This window comes from Flagellimonas olearia, from assembly GCF_004150225.1.
Classification (GTDB): Bacteria; Bacteroidota; Bacteroidia; order Flavobacteriales; family Flavobacteriaceae; genus Flagellimonas; species Flagellimonas olearia.
On sequence record NZ_ML142915.1, the window covers coordinates 13714 to 32581 of the forward strand.

The 18868-nt window shown below is 43.4% G+C and carries 17 protein-coding genes; 5 read left to right on the forward strand and 12 right to left on the reverse strand.

All coding sequences use genetic code 11. The features are described from left to right. Nucleotides 1-20 precede the first annotated feature (20 nt). The gene (locus DN53_RS16680; RefSeq protein ID WP_129656070.1) at nt 21-569 is read left to right on the forward strand and encodes a ClpP family protease; all 549 of its coding nucleotides are present in this window, start codon (nt 21-23) and stop codon (nt 567-569) included. A gap of 258 nt (nt 570-827) precedes the next feature. Then, nucleotides 828-2180, forward strand: coding sequence for an FAD-dependent oxidoreductase (locus DN53_RS16685; RefSeq protein ID WP_129656071.1), 1353 nt, complete (start codon nt 828-830; stop codon nt 2178-2180). 124 nt (nt 2181-2304) lie between these two features. Here the strand turns inward: DN53_RS16685 and DN53_RS16690 are convergent, their stop codons facing one another. Further along, the gene (locus DN53_RS16690) at nt 2305-3084 is read right to left on the reverse strand and encodes a zinc ribbon domain-containing protein (RefSeq protein WP_129656072.1); all 780 of its coding nucleotides are present in this window, start codon (nt 3082-3084) and stop codon (nt 2305-2307) included. A 3-nt stretch (nt 3085-3087) separates the two neighbouring features. After that, nucleotides 3088-4182, reverse strand: coding sequence for a Nif3-like dinuclear metal center hexameric protein (locus tag DN53_RS16695; RefSeq protein WP_129656073.1), 1095 nt, complete (start codon nt 4180-4182; stop codon nt 3088-3090). A gap of 48 nt (nt 4183-4230) precedes the next feature. Here DN53_RS16695 and lpxK point away from each other — a divergent pair, with 48 nt between their 5' ends. After that, nucleotides 4231-5229, forward strand: a complete 999-nt coding sequence (gene lpxK, locus DN53_RS16700; protein WP_129656074.1) for a tetraacyldisaccharide 4'-kinase — start codon at nt 4231-4233, stop codon at nt 5227-5229. On the opposite strand, the gene DN53_RS16705 is transcribed toward lpxK, so the two are convergent. The 9 genes from DN53_RS16705 to DN53_RS16745 form a co-directional block, all read right to left on the reverse strand. Further along, nucleotides 5226-7388, reverse strand: coding sequence for a hybrid sensor histidine kinase/response regulator (locus DN53_RS16705; protein ID WP_242502212.1), 2163 nt, complete (start codon nt 7386-7388; stop codon nt 5226-5228). The two genes, lpxK and DN53_RS16705, sit on opposite strands and share 4 nt — an antisense overlap. Before the next feature lie 56 nt (nt 7389-7444). Continuing rightward, nucleotides 7445-8455 carry a type I glyceraldehyde-3-phosphate dehydrogenase gene (gene gap, locus DN53_RS16710; protein ID WP_129656076.1) on the reverse strand — a complete coding sequence of 337 codons (1011 nt, stop codon included), beginning with the start codon at nt 8453-8455 and terminating at the stop codon, nt 7445-7447. 27 nt (nt 8456-8482) lie between these two features. Then, nucleotides 8483-9358 (reverse strand): lipoyl synthase, encoded by an 876-nt coding sequence (gene lipA, locus DN53_RS16715; RefSeq protein WP_129656077.1) that lies wholly within the window; start codon nt 9356-9358, stop codon nt 8483-8485. 61 nt (nt 9359-9419) lie between these two features. Beyond that, nucleotides 9420-9980 (reverse strand): RNA polymerase sigma factor, encoded by a 561-nt coding sequence (locus DN53_RS16720; protein WP_129656078.1) that lies wholly within the window; start codon nt 9978-9980, stop codon nt 9420-9422. Between the two features lie 35 nt (nt 9981-10015). After that, nucleotides 10016-10222, reverse strand: a complete 207-nt coding sequence (locus DN53_RS16725) for a membrane or secreted protein (RefSeq protein WP_116217481.1) — start codon at nt 10220-10222, stop codon at nt 10016-10018. Between the two features lie 74 nt (nt 10223-10296). Further along, complete coding sequence (locus DN53_RS16730; RefSeq protein ID WP_129656079.1) at nt 10297-11055, reverse strand: anti-sigma factor; 759 nt, start codon at nt 11053-11055, stop codon at nt 10297-10299. Continuing rightward, nucleotides 11052-11618 carry an RNA polymerase sigma factor gene (locus DN53_RS16735; protein WP_129656080.1) on the reverse strand — a complete coding sequence of 189 codons (567 nt, stop codon included), beginning with the start codon at nt 11616-11618 and terminating at the stop codon, nt 11052-11054. Before DN53_RS16735 ends, DN53_RS16730 begins: the two co-directional genes overlap by 4 nt. 202 nt (nt 11619-11820) lie before the next feature. After that, on the reverse strand, nt 11821-12837 hold the full coding sequence (murB, locus tag DN53_RS16740) for a UDP-N-acetylmuramate dehydrogenase (RefSeq protein WP_129656081.1): 1017 nt from the start codon (nt 12835-12837) through the stop codon (nt 11821-11823). Continuing rightward, nucleotides 12838-14028 carry a pyridoxal phosphate-dependent aminotransferase gene (locus DN53_RS16745; protein ID WP_129656082.1) on the reverse strand — a complete coding sequence of 397 codons (1191 nt, stop codon included), beginning with the start codon at nt 14026-14028 and terminating at the stop codon, nt 12838-12840. It abuts the gene before it with no gap. Between the two features lie 226 nt (nt 14029-14254). On the opposite strand from DN53_RS16745, the gene DN53_RS16750 reads away from it, so the two are divergent. Next, entirely contained in the window at nt 14255-15520 is a 1266-nt protein-coding gene (locus DN53_RS16750; RefSeq protein WP_129656083.1) for a PDZ domain-containing protein, read from the forward strand. Nucleotides 15521-15581: 61 nt separating this feature from the next. Here the strand turns inward: DN53_RS16750 and DN53_RS16755 are convergent, their stop codons facing one another. After that, on the reverse strand, nt 15582-15968 hold the full coding sequence (locus DN53_RS16755; RefSeq protein ID WP_129656084.1) for a DUF1573 domain-containing protein: 387 nt from the start codon (nt 15966-15968) through the stop codon (nt 15582-15584). Between the two features lie 200 nt (nt 15969-16168). On the opposite strand from DN53_RS16755, the gene DN53_RS16760 reads away from it, so the two are divergent. Then, nucleotides 16169-18799: a valine--tRNA ligase gene (locus DN53_RS16760; RefSeq protein WP_129656085.1), complete on the forward strand. Its 2631-nt coding sequence runs from the start codon at nt 16169-16171 to the stop codon at nt 18797-18799. The last annotated feature ends 69 nt before the right edge of the window (nt 18800-18868 follow it).

Here is an 18868-nt window from a genome sequence, read left to right on the forward strand (position 1 = left end):
AAACTTTCAAGACATAAAAAATGAGTTCAAAAAAAGGAAAGGTTCAAGAATTGATCCAAGAAAAATTACTGGAAGAGCGTAAAGTGTTTTTATGGGGCATGGTGGATGATGATTCGGCGAAACATGTCATAGACCGCTTGCTCTATCTGGATTTGCAGAACAATAAGGAAATCCAATTGATCATCAATAGCCCTGGAGGCTACGTGACCTCGGGTTTTGCAATCTATGATACCATCAAACAGATAAAAAGTCCGGTATCTACGGTATGTTCCGGTTTGGCGGCGTCCATGGGCTCCATTCTACTTTCAGTAGGGGAGAAGGGAAGAAGGTTCATTCAGCCTCATGCGCGGGTAATGATCCACCAACCCAGTGGAGGTGCCAGGGGACAAGCTTCCAATATAGAGATCCAGGCCAAGGAAATTATAAAGACCAAGGAGTTGGGTGCCCAAATTTTGGCAGACAACTGTGGCCAGTCATTCGAAAAAGTGATGAAAGATTTTGATCGCGATTATTGGATGGGCGCCGAAGAGTCCGTGGAATACGGCATTGTGGATGGAATCCTAGAGTAGGACAAACATATCAAAAGGAAAAAAGTCCTTCGCAACTTTTTGTGAAGGACTTTTTGCATATATATGGACGCCTAAGCGGAATATTCAATATATATACGGCAAGAGTGGTACCAAAAGTTTTTAAGGAAGTGTTAAAAATTGGTTTTGTTGTTTTAAGGTTGTCCACTGTATGGGATTATAAGGTACCTCCCTTTTAAAGGAAAACGTGTTAAATTCCGTATTTTTGAAGTCTAACTACAATGGGCCCAGCGGGCATTTATGACACAGACTTCAAAAAATATAGCCATCATCGGTTCTGGATTGGTGGGTTCGCTTTTGGCTATTTACCTTCGAAAAAAAGGCCATTCCATAACAGTTTTTGATAGAAGACCGGATATTAGGACCATTGAGTTCTCAGGAAGGTCCATTAATCTGGCCATGAGCAATAGGGGGTGGCGATCCTTGCAGAAAGTGGGATTGGAAGATTCCATCAAGGAAATAGCCATTCCGTTGGACAAGCGGGCCATGCATGTGAATGATAAGCCGGTCTATTTCCAAAAGTATGGGAAAGATGGGGAGGCCATTTGGTCCATTTCCAGAGGTATCCTTAATAAACGTATGATTGATCTGGCCGAAGAGGCCGGTGCAGAGTTTCGGTTCAATGAGAAAGTATGGGATGTAAACCTCCCAGAAGCCAAGATCTATACTGGGGAATCGGAGAAGAGTGAATGGAAGGAATACCAGTACGACCTTATTTTTGGTTGTGATGGGGCCTTTTCACGGGTACGCCATAAAATGCAACGCCGCAGTAGATTTGATTACTCCCAGGATTTTTTGGATGTGGGCTATAAGGAACTGACCATCCCGGCCAATGCGGATGGGACCCATAAACTGGATAAAAACTCCTTTCACATTTGGCCTAGGGGCAAGTTTATGCTTATAGCCATGCCCAATATTGATGGTAGTTTTACCTGTACCCTCTTTTTACCTTTCGAGGGAGAGGTGTCTTTTGAGAAGATTACGACACCGGAAGAAGCCAAGGCATTTTTCAAGGAATATTTTCCCAATGTAAAAAATGAGATTGAAAACCTGTCCCAGGACTTTTTCAAAAATCCTACCAGTGCCATGGTTACGATGAAGTGCTATCCGTGGACCTATTGGAACAAAGTGGCCTTGGTGGGGGATTCTGCCCATGCTATTGTGCCTTTTTACGGACAGGGCATGAACGCTGGTTTCGAGGATATTTATGAACTCAACGAGCTTATGGAAACCCATGGAGATGATTGGGACGTGATTTTCTCTGAATACCAAAAGACCCGAAAGCCTAATGCGGATGCCATCGCGGAACTCAGTTACCGAAATTTTGTGGAAATGAGTAGTAAGACGGCCAATCCCAAATTTTTGTTGCAGAAAAAGATTGAAAAGTGGTTTGCCTCAAAACATCCTGATAAATGGGTCCCGGTCTATAGCCGGGTGACCTTCTCGGACCGGCCTTATGCGGAGGCCTTGGCCATTGGGGATAGGCAAGAAGCTATCATGAAAGAGGTAATGCAGATGCCCAATATCGAGGAGAAATGGGATTCCACAGGAGTGGAGGAAATGATTATTGGATTATTGGATAATCAGATTTAGTTATCATTTAGACCGAATGGGAGAAATCTATTTTTAAGAGATTTTCCAATCACTTTGCTCATTCCGAATAACACAAAAAAAAAGCCACCTAAAAGGTGGCTTATGTTTTTATGCAGTGCAGTTGCTATAGTTTGGCAAAAAGCGCTTGCATTCTATCCTGCTCTTCTTCGGCCAACAAGGGGTCTACCAAGATTCGTCCACTGTGCTCATCGGTGATGATTTTCTTTCGGGAAGCAATCTCTACCTGCACCTGCGGTGGAATGGTAAAGAAAGACCCTCCGGAAGCACCACGCTCCACGGGAACCACGGCAAGACCGTTCTTAACGTTGTGTCGAATTCTTTTGTAGGCTTGGATCAAGCGGTCCTCGATTTTATCCTCGTATTCCTCGGATTTCTTCAATAGGGCTTTTTCCTCTTTTTCCGTTTCGGCCAAAATGGCGTCCAACTCACCTTTTTTGTGTTTTAGGTGACCTTCACGCTCGCTTAATTTTTCCTTGGTGTCGGCAACAACTTCCTTCTTCTGTTCAATTTGCGCCTTGAACTCCTTGATGTTCTTTTCGGCCAATTGAATTTCCAATTCCTGGAACTCCACTTCCTTGCTCAACGAGTTGAATTCACGGCTGTTGCGAACATTCTTCTGTTGTTCGGCGTATTTTTTGATCAAGGTTTTGGCTTCCTCGATAAGGTTTTTCTTGGCAGTGATCTCAAAGTTGATGGTTTCCACATCGGTCTTGAGCTTGTCCATACGGGTTTTAAGGCCAAGGACCTCGTCTTCCAAGTCCTGTACTTCCAAAGGCAACTCGCCCCTTACATTGCGTATCTCGTCAACCCTGGAATCGATGAGCTGTAAATCATACAGTGCTCTCAACTTTTCTTCCACGGTGCTTTCTTTTTTGTTCGCCATAAATTATAAATACTTGATGGGATTCGTTATACTCTCCGATAAAGAGACTGCAAAATTAGGAATTTTTTTCGTAAGATAATCAACCAATAAATCTTTTGTAAACTGCTCAGTTTCAAAGTGCCCAATATCTGCGATGACAAGTTGCCCTTCAGCTTCATAAAATTGATGGTATTTTAGGTCCGAAGTAATGAAAACATCGGCCTTGGCCTTTTTGGCCGCACTTATGGCAAAAGCACCACTTCCGCCCAAAACAGCCACTTTTTTCACCTTTTTTCCCAAGAGTTGCGAATGCCGCACAACAGAGGCATTCATGGTCTTTTTCAACTGTTTTAAAAAGGCTTGCTCTTCCATTTCGGTTTGGAGCTCGCCCACCATGCCCATGCCCAAATCTTGGTTGGTGTTCTCCAAGGCCACAATTTCATAGGCCACTTCTTCATAGGGATGTGCCGCGAAAAGAGCCTTTAGAAGGTGGCTTTCCTTTTCAAAGGAATAAATGACGTTGATCTGTACTTCTTTTTCCAAATGTAGTTCCCCAACCTCGCCAACACTGGGACTGGCACTTGTTCCGGCTTTAAAACTGCCCACCCCTTCTGTACTGAAACTGCAATTGCTGTATTTGCCGATTTCTCCCGCACCGGCTTTAAAAAGGGCTGATTTTACCTTTTCGGCATCTTCCAATGGGGCGTAGGTGGTCAATTTTCGGATGGAACCGGTTTTGGGGATAAGGATTTTAGGATTTTGAATGCCCAAAACCTCACAAATCTTGGCATTTACCCCCATAGGACTATTGTCCAAGGCTGTATGCATACTGTATATGGCAATGTTGTTGGCTATGGCCTTTATCACCACCCGTTCCACATAGGTGCGACCTGTGAGCTTCTTTAATCCACTAAAAATTATGGGGTGGAAACTAACGATGAGGTTGTGCTTTTTTTCAATGGCCTCGTCCACCACATTTTCCAAGGTGTCCAAGGTTACCAAGACCCCCTTCACGGGCATGTTGGGGTCTCCCACCAACAATCCTACATTGTCAAAACCCTCTGCATGGGGCAAAGGGGCCAGTTCCTCCAATATTTTTGTTATATCCTGTACGGTCATTTCACATTTGTTAAGTAGGCTAAAGATAAAATATTATATTTTCGTCCCATGGTGCAATTGCTGCGCAAAATAGCGTTTCCTTTTTCTTTGGTCTATGCCTTGGTGGTGCATGTTCGCAATTTTCTGTACAACATTGGGGTGTTTGCTTCCAAATCGTATCGCACCCCGACCATTTGTGTGGGTAACTTGAGTGTGGGTGGCACCGGAAAAACCCCTATGATTGAATATCTTATCCGAGTATTGGAAGGGCATAAGGTGGCGGTGTTGAGTAGGGGGTACAAACGAACTTCCAAAGGGTTTTTGTTGGCAGATTCCAATAGTTCGGTATTAGATTTAGGAGATGAGCCTTTCCAGATACATCAAAAATTTCCAAAGGTATCCGTTGCGGTTGATGCGGACAGAAGAAATGGGATGGCTCAGCTGGAATCCCGAGTAGAGCCCCAAGTGGTTTTGTTGGATGATGCCTTTCAGCACAGACGTGTAAAACCCAAGTATTCCATTTTGCTTTCGGCCCATGACAATTTGTTCGTGGATGATTGGTATTTGCCTACCGGCAATCTTAGGGATGGTAAACGGGAATACAAGCGAGCTGACATGATCATTGTCACCAAATGTCCAGAGGTGTTGTCCAAGGACGAACGACGTGCCATTTCAAGGAAATTAAGGCCGCTGCCCCATCAAAATGTGTTGTTTTCATCCTTGACGTATGATGATCAAGTCAAACAAAAAAGTGGGGATGGCTTGGCCCTTGATGCTTTAAAGGGAAAGCGATTGGCATTGGTCACAGGGATAGCGTCTCCCGGACCGCTGGTGAAGTACCTCACGACTAAAGGACTATTTTTTGAACATTTTGAGTTTGGAGATCACCATCATTTTACGAATGATGAAATTAACACGTTCAAGGATTTTGAACTGATCCTGACCACTGAAAAGGATTATGTACGACTGGAAGGGCGTGTGGAAAATTTATATTATTTGGAAGTGGCCCATAGTTTTGATTCCGAAGACAGGGCTTTGTTGGAAAAAGCGGTCAAAGGGTTGCTCTAGACCAAGCCTTCCATTTTGTTTTTGAAGATATTCTCCCCAATTTTTTGATAGAAGACCTCTGGTTTAAAAGGTTTGGTGACCACATCGTTGCAGCCGGCCTGATAGAAACTGTCCAAGCTATCGTCCAGTGAAATGGCCGTCAAGGCAATGATGGGTGTCCCTTGGTCGAACTTACGGATTTGACGGGTAGCTTCCTCCCCGCTGATTCCGGGCATATGGATATCCATTAAGATGGCATCATAGTCATTGGCCTTGGCCAGGTCAATGGCTTCGTTACCATTGTTGGCAATATCGCAGGTAATTTCTTTCTTGGTCAGCATTTTTTTGGTGATGACCTGATTGATTTTGTTGTCCTCAACGATCAGGATATGCAAACCTTTAAAATCAAATTCCTCTGGGTCAAGTTCAAAGGCAACACTCTCCAAGGCTTTCGAATCGCACTTCAGTTCCATTTCAAAGAAGAAGGAGCTTCCATGATCGATCTCACTCTCTAAATGGATGGTACTTCCAAATAGTCCAAGCAGACTTTTTACAATGGTGAGGCCAAGACCCGTACCTCCATATTCCCTATTGATTTGGATGGAACCTTGTTCAAAACTTTCAAAAATGTTTTTCTGTTGCTCCTCGGAGATTCCAATACCATTATCCCTTACTTCAAAATAGAGTCGTACTTGATCGTCTTCTTTTTGCAATAGCTTGGCGATGACCTCTACCTTTCCATTTTTGGTGAACTTAAGCGCATTGCCCACCAAGTTCATAAAGACTTGGGACAGTTTTATGGGGTCTCCCAGCAGTTGTTGCGGAATGGCAGAGTCATAATCAAGGACAAGTTTGGTCTTGTTCTCATGGGCATTCTGTTGAAGGGACTCCACCACATCGGTAAGTACCTTTTGCAGTTTAAACTCAATGCTCAACGGCTCTAGTTTGTCCGCATCTATTTTGTTGATCTGAAGAATGTCATTGATGAAGTTCAGTAGATACTCACCGGAGAACTTCAATGATTTTAAATGTTCTTTCTGATGGTCGGCAGGGTTTTCCTCCAACAATAGGTGGGTTAGCCCTGTGACCGCGTATAAAGGTGTCCGCAGTTCATGGGTAACGGTTGAAAGAAAGTTGGTTTTGGCTTCCATGGCAGATACCGCTGCATCCCTGGCCAACTCCAGTTCCTTGTTCTTGGTGTAGAGAAGGTCATTGGTCTTAAGCTTGATTTGGTTGTTCCTAAAAAGGGATACGGCAAGCAATGAGATGATGGTCAAAAAGGCCGAGGTAAGTATGGCGGTTATCTCCGAACGGTTTTTGGATTCGCTGAGTTCCTCATTCTTTGCGGTAAGCTTGTTGATCTCGTTCATTTGGTGTTCAAACCGAATCTTATCAGCGGTTTTTGCATCCAATTTGACCTTTTCAATGGTAAAAACGGAATCTTTGATTTGTTCCAAGGCCTTGTTGTACTTTAAGGCTTCATTGAATTGCCCTGTGACTTCATAGATACTGGACAGTTCTTCATTGGCGGTCCGTATTTCTTTGGCGAAGCCATGTTTTTTGGCAAGTTCCAGTGCAGCTTTGGAATGGACAATGCCTTCATCCATATCGTTCAATTTAACGCTGATCTTGGCCAATTGGAGATTGGCCCTGGTTGCCAAAAAGGCCCTTTCCTTATCATCGGAATTTACAATAAGGGCATGAAGGTTCTTTATGGCGTTGTCATACTTTTCAATATTGGTGAAGATACTGGCCTCCAGAAGCAGAATATTGTTGCTTAGGTTCCTGTTGTTGCTCAGCATCCGTGATTCTTCCAATGACTTTAAGGATTGGAAGTTATTGCCTTCATCAAATAGGAGGGCTGCATCCACATAAAGATGAAAAGCCTGTCCATAGGAATAGGAAATGTCTTTTAAAAGGATACTGGCTCTGTCCCAATAGAAAATGGCCGTTTCCCTGTCCCCTTCTTCCAAGAACAATCGGGAATATTGATGGTAAGTATCCAACAATAATTTAGCATCTTCATTTTCTTCGGCAATTTTGGCGGCTTGATCTAGGGTTTCGAGTGCCTTATCTATTTTGTTTTCATGCCTGTAGGTCATGAATTCATCAAAAATAGTCTGTATGGTAGCAGTGGAATTGGCATCATTTTGACCAAAAGATAGTTGGGTGCATGCCAAAATGCACAGTAGAAATGGCAATTTACGGCCTATCCATTTGTGTAGTAAGCTCCTGATCAAACGTAATCTTTCTTTATAAGCAAAGCTATTAAATCAACAATTCTGGAACAATATCCAGTCTCATTGTCATACCATCCGATGATTTTCACCATTTTACCAATAACGGAAGTCATCAAAGAATCAAACGTACAAGAATGATAACTATTGTTTATATCAATGGAAACAATGGGGTCTTCGGTGTAAAAAAGGATGTTTTTGAGTTCATTTTCGGCATAACTCTTAAAGGTAGCATTAATTTCTTCAATGGAAGTTTCCTTTTTAACATTAAAGGTGATGTCGGTCAATGAACCGTTTGGAACGGGTACCCGTATGCCACATCCCCCGATCACATCGGACAATTCCGGGAATATTTTGGTCAATGCCTTGGCTGCTCCGGTGGTAGTGGGAATAATGGATTGTGCGGCCGCTCTGGCACGTCTCAAATCACGATGCGGGGCATCATGCAGGCTTTGGTCCGAAGTGTAGGAATGTATGGTGGTAATATATGCTTGTTCTATACCACAAAGCTCGTTCACCACCTTGATCATGGGCGCGGCATTGTTGGTGGTACAGGATGCATTGGAAATAATATGGTCTTGGGCTTCAATATCGCCTTCATTCACCCCAAGGACCACCATTTTTATGGCATCATCTTCTGGGGGAACGGAAAGGATCACCTTTTTGGCCCCGTTTTTCAAGTGGAATGCCAATTGCTCCTCTTTTTTGAACTTTCCGGTCGCTTCTACCACAATGTCGACATTGTGGACTGACCAATCAATATCTTGGGGATGGTTGTGGTTCAATACAGCCACTTTTTTGCCATTGACCATAAAACCATCTTTTTCTGGAGTGACATCAGCATGGAGTCTCCCATGGATGCTATCATATTTTAAAAGATGGGCCAGGGTAGGGGCACTGGCCAGATCATTGATGGCCACCACTGAAATATGCGGATGGTCCTGTAGTAATCTAAATAAAGTTCTACCAATACGTCCGAAGCCGTTGATGCCGAGGGAAATCTGTTTCATGAAGGGCGATGTAGTAATAGGTTATGGTTAGTGAATGTGCTTATGGGCCTTGTAGGAAGACCGCACAAGAGCGCCACTTTCCACATGTCTAAAGCCCATTTCCAAGCCTATTTCCTCATATTTTTTGAATTGCTCCGGCAAAATGAACTGTTTTACGGGCAAGTGTTTTTTAGAAGGCTGCAGGTATTGCCCTATGGTAACCACGTCCACATCCGCCTTTCTAAGGTCTTCCATGGTGGCAATGACTTCATGTTCTTCTTCTCCCAATCCCAGCATGATGCCGGATTTGGTTCGGTTGGCCCCATTCTTTTTCAAATACTCCAATACGCCAAGACTTCGTTCGTATTTGGCCTGTATCCTGACCTCACGGGTGAGTCTTTTAACGGTTTCCATGTTGTGGGAGATAACTTCGGGGGCTACCTCCAAAATCCTGTCCAGATGGGTTTCAATTCCTTGAAAATCAGGGATAAGGGTTTCAAGTGTGGTCTCAGGGTTCATGCGCCGTACCGCCTTGACAGTTTCGGCCCAGATAATGGAACCCATATCCTTGAGGTCGTCCCGGTCCACAGAGGTGAGCACGGCATGTTTGATGTTCATGATCTTAATGGAACGGGCCACTTTTTCCGGTTCTGCCCAATCCACGGTTTCGGGTCTTCCGGTCTTTACGCCACAAAATCCGCAGGAACGGGTGCAAATATTCCCCAAAATCATAAAAGTAGCGGTGCCCTCTCCCCAGCACTCACCCATATTGGGGCAACTTCCCGAGGTACAGATGGTATGGAGGTCATATTTGTCCACCAAACCCCGTAGCTGGGTATATTTTTTGCCCGTAGGGAGTTTTACCCTAAGCCATTTGGGTTTTCCTTTGGGAGGTAAAACGCTTTCTGCTACACTTGTGCTCATACCTAAAATTTGAACTACAAAGATACGAAACTGGAAAGGAAACTTTGACCGTTGGAAACGCTCACTTTTTTTTGATGATTTCGGCCAAAAGTTTTTTGGCCCGCAGGAGCTTTACCTTGATGTTGTTCACCGGTTCGTTGAGTTCCTTGGCTATGGCAGCGTAACTCAACTCATTAAAGTATCTAAGATTGATTACTTTTTGATAATGGGGCTTCAGTTTTTTGATGTCCTGTAACAAGTTCGCCAAATTTTGTTCTGTGATCAGTTGGTCTTCCACGGTTGGGGAGTCGTCCAAAACCTTTTTTACCTCATCGCCTTGGGATTCCATTTCATCCAAAAGGCTGCGTTTTCTCTTTCGGATAAGGTCTACATGCAGGTTTTTGGAAATGGTGATGAGCCATGTTTTGAACTCATAGGTCTCATCATAGGTGTTTATCTTGTCAAAAGCTCTGGAAAACGTACGAATGGTAATGTCTTCGGCGTCATTTTCATTTTTGGTGCGCAGTAATTGAAAACCGTAGACATCGTTCCAAAAGGTGTCCAAAAGTGCACTGAAAGCAATTTGGTTGCCTTCCTTTGCTTTTAGGATGTTTTCTTTAATGGACTTTTCGGTCTTCTCCAAAAATGTGACTTTGTGTTGGCAGGATCAATAGATGATCATTGCGCTGGAACGGAGTCTTTTTTGCATTCTTGTTCATCGGGCATTTTTCCACAAAAACCACAGGCTTCACCTTCTTTGTTCAAAAATGGGTTTTGACTGGCGCAGGTACCTGCGAACTTACCGTCTTTTTTGCCCCATATTTTTATTGCGATTCCAGCAAATGCCAGTGCCAAAAGACCAATGGTCAATAATGCTAACTTCATGTTCCAACTTTTTTACAAAGGTACAAAATACGTATATACAAAGCTGAAATTGGGGAATACTTTAAGAAAACCGCCTAATAGTTGATATTGGCCACGATGTTTTCCACCGATGGGGAGGTATTGCCTCCTTTGGGCTCCACGGTAATGTAGCTTACGGCCTTGTCTGCGTAGGGAAGTGCCAATAGCTTATCCTTCTCATCAAACTGTTTGATTACTCCCAAGTTTACCAGTTCCCCATTGACTTCGGCCCACATTTGGAAGCATTTGTTCTCCGGTAGGTTGGGCACATTGCTCACATTGATATAGGAAAGTTTTTTAACGGGGTTGATATAGGCAATGGCCTTAAGTTCCTTGCCTTCCCTTTTTCCGTTAACGGCATATTTTTTAGTATCAGGGTTGTTAAGAACGATGAACTGGTTTCGCATGTCTTCCAGTTGGTTCTTCATATTATCCTCCAGATACTTGATTTTGTTGGTGACCAAGGTATTTTCTTGCTGAAGGCTCTTGTTTTGGTTCCAAAAGAATACGGAAGAGCCCGCAAAAAGCATAATGGCAACACTGGCCGCAACAGCATACCTGTAGAATCTTCTGCGTACCATTTTTTCCTTCCTGGCACTGGTAACAATAATTTCTTTAAGCCCTTCAGGTGTTTTTCGGGCATACATTTTGGCGAAAGTCTCCAAATTGTCCTGAAGTTCGTTATAGGTTTCCCTTACTTCAGGATACATGGTAATGTACCTTTCAGCCTTTAAAGTCTCTTCTTTTGTGGTATCTCCCAAAAGATACTTTTCCAGTGTGTCGGAATCCAGAAATATTTTTACTTTTTCTTTCATGGCGTAAAATTTAGTAGGGGGAGCAGGGCCAATGCCGTACCGTAAATCTTTCCGAGTTCCCTAAGACCAATTTTTAGTCTAGACTTAATGGTTCCCAAGGGAATATCCAATTCTTCACTTGCCTCCTGTTGCGTCATTCCCTCAAAAAACAAGGCCTCTAAAACAATTCGGTATTTGGGCTCTAGCTTTTTAAGGTTATCTTGGATATCCAGATGTTCGGGGCTTATGCCACTCACTCCTAAGTTATATACGTCCGAAACGTCTATTTGGACTTCCTTGTCCGCTTTATTGTTTACACTTCTTAATTTATCAATGGCGGTGTTTCGGGTTATTCGGAACAACCAAGTGAAAAGTTTTGCTTTTGAGGCATCGTAGGAATCCGCTTTTTTCCAGATTTTAATAAAACTTTCCTGAAGAACATCCTGTGCCAATTCCTCATCCCTTACCACCTTGTAGGCTACACCATAAAGGGTTTCCCCGTAATTTTCGTACAACAGGGATATGGCCTTATCGTCCCTTTCGGCCAAGAGTGAAACAATATGTCTTTCAATCAGTGTGCTCATCAACGATGGTTTATGGTAAAATTTTTAAGGGGCAAAAATCTAAAATAAGTTTTTCGTCGTATATACTACAGCGCTAAGTTAGAAAAAGCTTTTTTGGTTGGCGTTGAAAAGAAAATCAAAAAGGTTTCGGCCTTTACGATATACATAAATTTGGTTAGTTTGGTTTGGTATAACCCCTGTTTTTGATTTATCAATGCAGGGGTTATTTGATGATATTGACCTCTGGCTGAATCTTGATGTTGAATTTTTGGGCCACTTCTTTTTGGATCCGTTGGGACAAATTCAAAATATCGGTGCCAGTGGCATTTCCGTAGTTTACCAAAACAAGGGCTTGCTTTTCATGGACCCCGGCATCATCGAATCGTTTTCCTTTAAAGCCTGCTTGCTCGATAAGCCAACCTGCTGGAATCTTAAATTCTTCTTCACCCACTTCGTAATGCGGAGCGTCAGGATGTTTCTTGATGAACTTTTCAAAAGCCTTTTTTGATATGACCGGATTTTTAAAGAAACTCCCACTGTTTCCCAATACTGCGGGGTCTGGCAGTTTACTTTGCCTAATGGCGATGACCGCATCGGATACGTCCCGGATGGTAGGATAAACAATGCCATTTGTTTTCAATTCAGCCTCAATGGCCCCATACCCCGTGTGCAGGACATGGTCTTTTTTGGTCAGTTTTAAATGTACCGAGGTAATAATGTGTTGGTCCTTGGCCTCATTCTTGAAAATGGAATCCCGATACCCAAATTTGCAGGCTTCATTATCGAAACTAATCAGTTCCCCGGTTTTTATCTCCATGGCGGTACAACTCACAAAGACATCCTTGAGTTCTACACCATATGCACCAATGTTCTGTATGGGAGCGGTACCTGTGTTGCCTGGAATCAGGGATAGGTTTTCCAGTCCACCATAGCCTTTTTCCAAGGTCCATTGCACCAATCCATGCCAGTTTTCACCAGCCATGACCTTTATTTCAACCTCATTTTCGTTTTCTTCAACAAGGGTGATGCCCTTTAGGTTGATGTGTATCACAAGCGCATCGATATCCTTGGTAAGCAACATATTGCTTCCCCCGCTTATGATGAACTTTTTGGGATAGGATTTTAACTCCAATACTTTTTGGAGCTGCACCAAGCCGGTAATTTCAACAAAATAGCGGGCCTTCACATCAATACCAAAGGTATTGTAGGCCTTAAGGGATATGTTTTCCTGAATGTTCACCTAATTGTTGTACACTTTAAGGGCTTTGCCCAATATCTGGACCGCCTTTACAAGTTGGTCTTTTTCCAGCACATAGGCAATCCTTATTTGGTTTTTTCCCAGTCCCGGGGTGGCATAGAATCCTGCCGCTGGGGCCACCATGACCGTATTGCCATCCATTTCAAATTTTTCGAGCAACCACTGTGCAAAATCATCGGCATCGGCAATAGGGAGTTCCACCACACAATAAAAGGCACCTTGTGGGACGGCCACTTTTACCCCTTCCAGTTTTCGAAGCTCTGAGATCAAGATATCACGTCGCGACGCGTATTCAACAATAACCTCATCAAAATAGGATTGCGGTGTCTCCAAGGCAGCTTCACTGGCTATTTGCGCAAATGTTGGGGGGGAAAGACGGGCTTGGGCAAATTTAAGGGCGGTTTGGATCACCTCCTTGTTTTTGGACACCAAACAACCTATCCGGGCTCCACACATGCTGTAGCGCTTGGAGACTGAATCGACCACAATGGCATGGTCCTCTAGACCTTCTTCCTGTAAAATGGAATGGTGCTGTCTGCCTTCATAGGCAAATTCGCGATACACCTCATCCGCTATGAGGAACAGGTTGTGTTTTTTTACCAATGCCGCCAGTTGCTGTATTTCTTCCTTGCTGTACAGATATCCCGTTGGGTTGCCAGGGTTACAGATGAGAATGGCCTTGGTTTTTTCCGAGATCAGTTTTTCAAAATCGGCAATAGGGGGGAGGGCAAAGTTATTTTCCAAGGTAGAAACGATCGGTACTACCTTGACGCCCATGGCCGTTGCAAATCCGTTGTAATTGGCATAAAACGGTTCTGGGATGATGATTTCATCATTGGTGTCCATGATACTTCCCATGGCAAAGGAAAGTGCTTCGGAACCTCCAGTGGTCACAATAATGTCCTTGGCGGTGACATGAATGTCTTTCTTAGCATAGTAAGCGGCAATTTTTTCCCGATAGACTTCGGAACCCTCCGTCATGCTATAGGCCAATACCTCCACGGTATGGTTGCGCACGGCATCCAGGGCCACTTTTGGGGTCTTGATGTCCGGTTGCCCAATGTTGAGGTGAATCACATGGGTTCCTCTTTTCTTGGCGGCCTCTGCATACGGGACCAATTTACGGATTGGGGAGGCGGGCATATGCCTCCCTTTTTCAGAGATACTTGGCATGTACTGATATTTTAGGCAAAAATGCTAAAACCCACACTCGTAAACAACAGATTGGACCATTATTTATGCGGTTATTGGAATGTTAAATACGACCGGTTGTCTTGTATAATTTTGTATATTCCATAAGCATAACCCTTTAGAAGTAAGGAAATTGAAAAAAAGACTATACTTTTTTGTGCTTCTTTTTGTTGTGGCGCCCCTTTTGGTTTCAGCCCAAAAGTTTAAAATGCCCAGACACAAGAAGTTTCAAAAAGTAAAATTCGAATTGATCAATAACCTTATCATCATCCCCGTGCAGATCAATGGATCCGATCTTACCTTTGTTTTGGATTCTGGGGTGAGCAAACCCATTCTTTTCAATCTTTCCGGTCAAGATTCCATTTCCATCAATAATGTTTCCGAAGTCACCATAAGGGGGTTGGGAGACGGTGAACCTATGAAAGCACTGAGTTCCATGGGGAACGTGTTTAGTTTGGGGGATGCGGAGAATTATTCACAGGACCTATATGTGGTTTTGGATAAGGGAATCAATTTCTCACCTTCATTGGGTATTCCTGTGCATGGTATTTTGGGGTTTGAACTGTTCCGGGACTTTATTGTGGAAATCAATTATGGGGCAAAGTATATCAAGCTCCATAATCCTGAGCATTATGTGCATAGGCAGGGCAAAAATGCACAAACCCTTCCATTGTCAATCATCAATAGAAAGGCCTACGTGGAAGGGACTGTTCTGATTAAGGATTCCGAGAACATTCCAGTAAAACTGCTTGTGGATACGGGAAGTAGCGATGCACTTTGGTTGTTCCATCAGCCCGAAAAAGGCCTGGAAATCCCTGAGAAAAATTACGAGGATTATCTGGGAAGAGGGTTAAGTGGCGATATTTTTGGAAGGCGAACCATGGTAAATGGAATCAAAATAGGAGATTTTGAACTTAAGGAGGCCAAGGCAGCTTTTCCCTATCGCGAGTTTTTTGGACTTATCGAGAATTTGGGGGATCGAAACGGCTCGGTGGGTGGTGAAATATTAAAACGCTTCAATTTTGTTTTTGATTATGCCAATGGGGAAGTGACTATTAAGAAGAACGGAAACTTCCGTGTACCTTTCCAATACAATCTAGCCGGAATTGAACTTCAGCACAATGGATTGCGGTATATTGCGGAGAGTATCGCGGGTATTGGCGGCGTGGTAAGCTCAGAGAAGAATGCTTCCTTTGGAAACGTACAAATCCTATTGGAAAACAAAACCAAATTGAGTTTAGTGCCCGAAATTGTGGTTTCCGGGATACGGGCGGGAAGCCCTGCCGCAGAGGCTGGACTGCGTGAAGGTGATGTGATATTGGCGGTAAACGGCAGACAGGTTTATCAATATAAACTCCAAGAAGTGTTGAAAATGCTCAATGAAAAGGAGGGAAAGCGTGTTCGTGTGCTGATTGAACGATACAATAAGGACCTCCTATTTTCTTTTGTCCTCAAAAAAGTCTTTGACGATTAAAAACAAAAAACCTCGAAAAAATAACTTCTTCGAGGTTTGTAGTACTTTAATTTTCTTTTTTCTATTTGGCTCCCTCAGCCTTTACCGTACCTTTTATCTTAAGGATTTTGGTAGGTGTGTCCGCATTGGAGGTTACCGTAATTGCTTTTCTAATGGGGCCAACCCTATTAGTATCATATTTTACTTGGATTTGACCGGTTTTACCGGGCAAAATGGGATCTTCAGGTTTTTTGGGGATGGTACATCCACAGCTAGATCGTACATTGCTGATTACCAATGGAACAGAACCAGTGTTGGTAAACTCAAACACACGAACCCCATCACTTCCTTTGGCAATTTCACCATAATCAATGGTCTCGCTCTTAAACTCGATTTTTGCTGTTCCTTCTTGGGCATAAATTCCTAGTGAAAGAAGACCAACAAACAACAGAAGTACAGTTTTTTTCATTTTTTTTGGTTTTGGGTGGATTTCAAATGTAACTGATTCGTCAGCTGCATCCAAAATTCTTTTGTTATGTAATAACGTTACTTATTTTTGTTTCGTATTTCAAGATTGGTCATCATTCAAGGAATAGCATAAAATTAACATGGTGCTTACCGTATATTTGAACCAATCCTTAGCCTTAATTACAAAAACTGTACCGAAAAATGGAGATTCCATCAAAATATGAGCCCAATAGGGTTGAAGCGAACTGGTATGACTACTGGATGAAACACGATTTCTTCAGTTCAAAACCAGATGAAAGAGAGCCCTACACCATAGTTATTCCCCCACCCAATGTAACCGGGGTGTTGCATATGGGGCATATGCTGAACAATACCCTTCAGGATGTTCTTATACGAAGGGCAAGGCTTTTGGGGAAAAATGCCTGCTGGGTGCCCGGTATGGACCATGCTTCCATTGCCACGGAAGCTAAAGTTGTGGCAAAATTGAAAGAAGAAGGAATCAACAAGGCCAACCTTTCCAGGGAGGAATTCCTGAAGCACGCCTGGGATTGGACCAATGAGTATGGAGGGGTCATTCTTCAACAATTGAAGAAATTGGGCTGTTCCTGTGATTGGGACCGCACCAAGTTCACCATGGATGACGATATGTCAGCCTCCGTGATCAAAGTTTTTGTGGACCTGTACAATAAAGGTCTCATTTACAGAGGGTATCGTATGGTGAATTGGGACCCGGAAGCCAAGACCACTTTATCCGATGAAGAGGTGATTTATGAAGAGCGACAGGGAAATCTATACTATTTGGCTTATGCCATTGAAGGTTCCGATGAAAAAGTGACCATTGCAACTACCCGGCCGGAGACCATTTTAGGGGATACCGCTATCTGTATCAACCCCAATGATGAAAGATACCGCCATTTGAAAGGTAAAAAGGCCATTGTGCCCATCTGTAACAGGGTCATTCCCATTATTGAGGATGAATATGTAGATATTGAGTTCGGTACCGGGTGCTTAAAAGTGACCCCGGCCCACGATGAGAACGATAAAAACCTGGGAGATAAACATAACTTGGATGTTGTTGACATCTTCAACGAAGACGCTACCTTGAATTCCTTTGGAATGCATTACGAGGGGAAAGACCGTTTTGTGGTGCGGAAAGAAATTTCCAAAGAACTGGAAGAAAAGGGCTTTTTGGTCAAGACCGAACAGCACTTGAACAAAGTAGGGACTTCGGAACGTACCAAAGCGATAATTGAGCCCAGATTGTCCGATCAGTGGTTCCTGAAAATGGAGGAATTGGCAAAACCAGCCCTAGATGGCGTTTTGAAAACCAATGATATCAAGTTTTATCCCAAAAAATTTGAAAATACCTATCGCCATTGGATGGAAGGTATCCGCGATTGGAACATTTCCCGTCAATTGTGGTGGGGCCAACAGATACCAGCCTATTATTATGGGGATGGTCAGGATGATTTTGTAGTGGCTGAAAGCAGGGAAGAAGCCTTGAAAATGGCCAAATCAAAAAATCCAAAAATCCAGGAATCCGATTTACGCCAAGACCCAGATGTTCTGGATACTTGGTTTTCTTCGTGGTTATGGCCCATGAGTGTTTTTGGGGGTATTTTGGAACCTGACAATGAGGAGATCAACTACTATTACCCCACCAATGATTTGGTGACCGCACCTGATATTATATTCTTTTGGGTGGCCAGGATGATCATGTCCGGATACCATTACAAGGGCAAAAGACCTTTTGAGAATGTTTATTTCACCGGACTTGTCCGGGACAAGCAACGAAGAAAAATGTCCAAGCAATTGGGGAATTCTCCAGATGCCTTGAAGCTTATTGAGGATTTTGGGGCCGATGGTGTCCGTGTGGGACTGTTGTTGAGCTCATCTGCCGGGAACGATATTATGTTTGATGAAGCCCTTTGCCAACAGGGTGCCAACTTTGCCAATAAAATCTGGAATGCATTTCGTTTGATAAAAGGGTGGGAGGTTGCCGATATAGAACAACCCGAAGCTTCAAAAATTGGAATAGCATGGTATACGTCCAAATTGAACCAGACGTTAGCGGAAATTGAGGATCATTTTTCCAAATATCGAATTTCAGATGCCTTGATGGCCATTTACAAATTGGTTTGGGACGATTTCTGTTCTTGGTTGCTCGAAATCGTTAAGCCGGCCTACCAACAACCCATTGATCAAACCACGTTTGATGCGGTTATCCATCTGTTTGAGGAGAACCTGAAACTACTGCACCCTTTTATGCCGTTCTTGACCGAGGAGGTATGGCAGCACATTGCAGAGCGAACCCCAGAGAATGCATTGATGGTGTCCAATTGGCCTGAGGTGGGTAGTACCGATACGGAATTGATTGCGGATTTTGAGCTTGCCACGGAAGTGATTTCAGGGGTGCGAACCATCCGAAAGGAAAAGAACATCCCCCAGAAAGATGCCTTGGAGTTGTTTATGCTCAATGCTGAAAAAATAAGTGATCAGATGGATGCCATCATCATGAAATTAGCGAATCTTTCAAGATTGGAAACTGTGGACTCCAGCTTGGAAGGTGCCTTGACCTTTAGGGTGAAAAGTAACGAATACTTTATCCCTATGAGTGGTGCAATTGACGTAGAGGCCGAAATTGAGAAGATCAATGAGGAGTTGAAATATACCCGAGGATTTCTACAATCGGTACAAAAGAAATTGGGGAACGAACGTTTTGTGAACAATGCCCCTGAACAGGTGGTGGCCATTGAACGTAAAAAAGCCGCCGATGCCGAGGCCAAGATCGAGACTTTGGAGAAAAGCTTGGCGAGTTTAGGAAATTCCTAGGTTTAGTAGGGACTTTTACGGTTTCCATCCCCAATTTGTCAATCGGTTGGGGATGAGTGTTTTACTTTT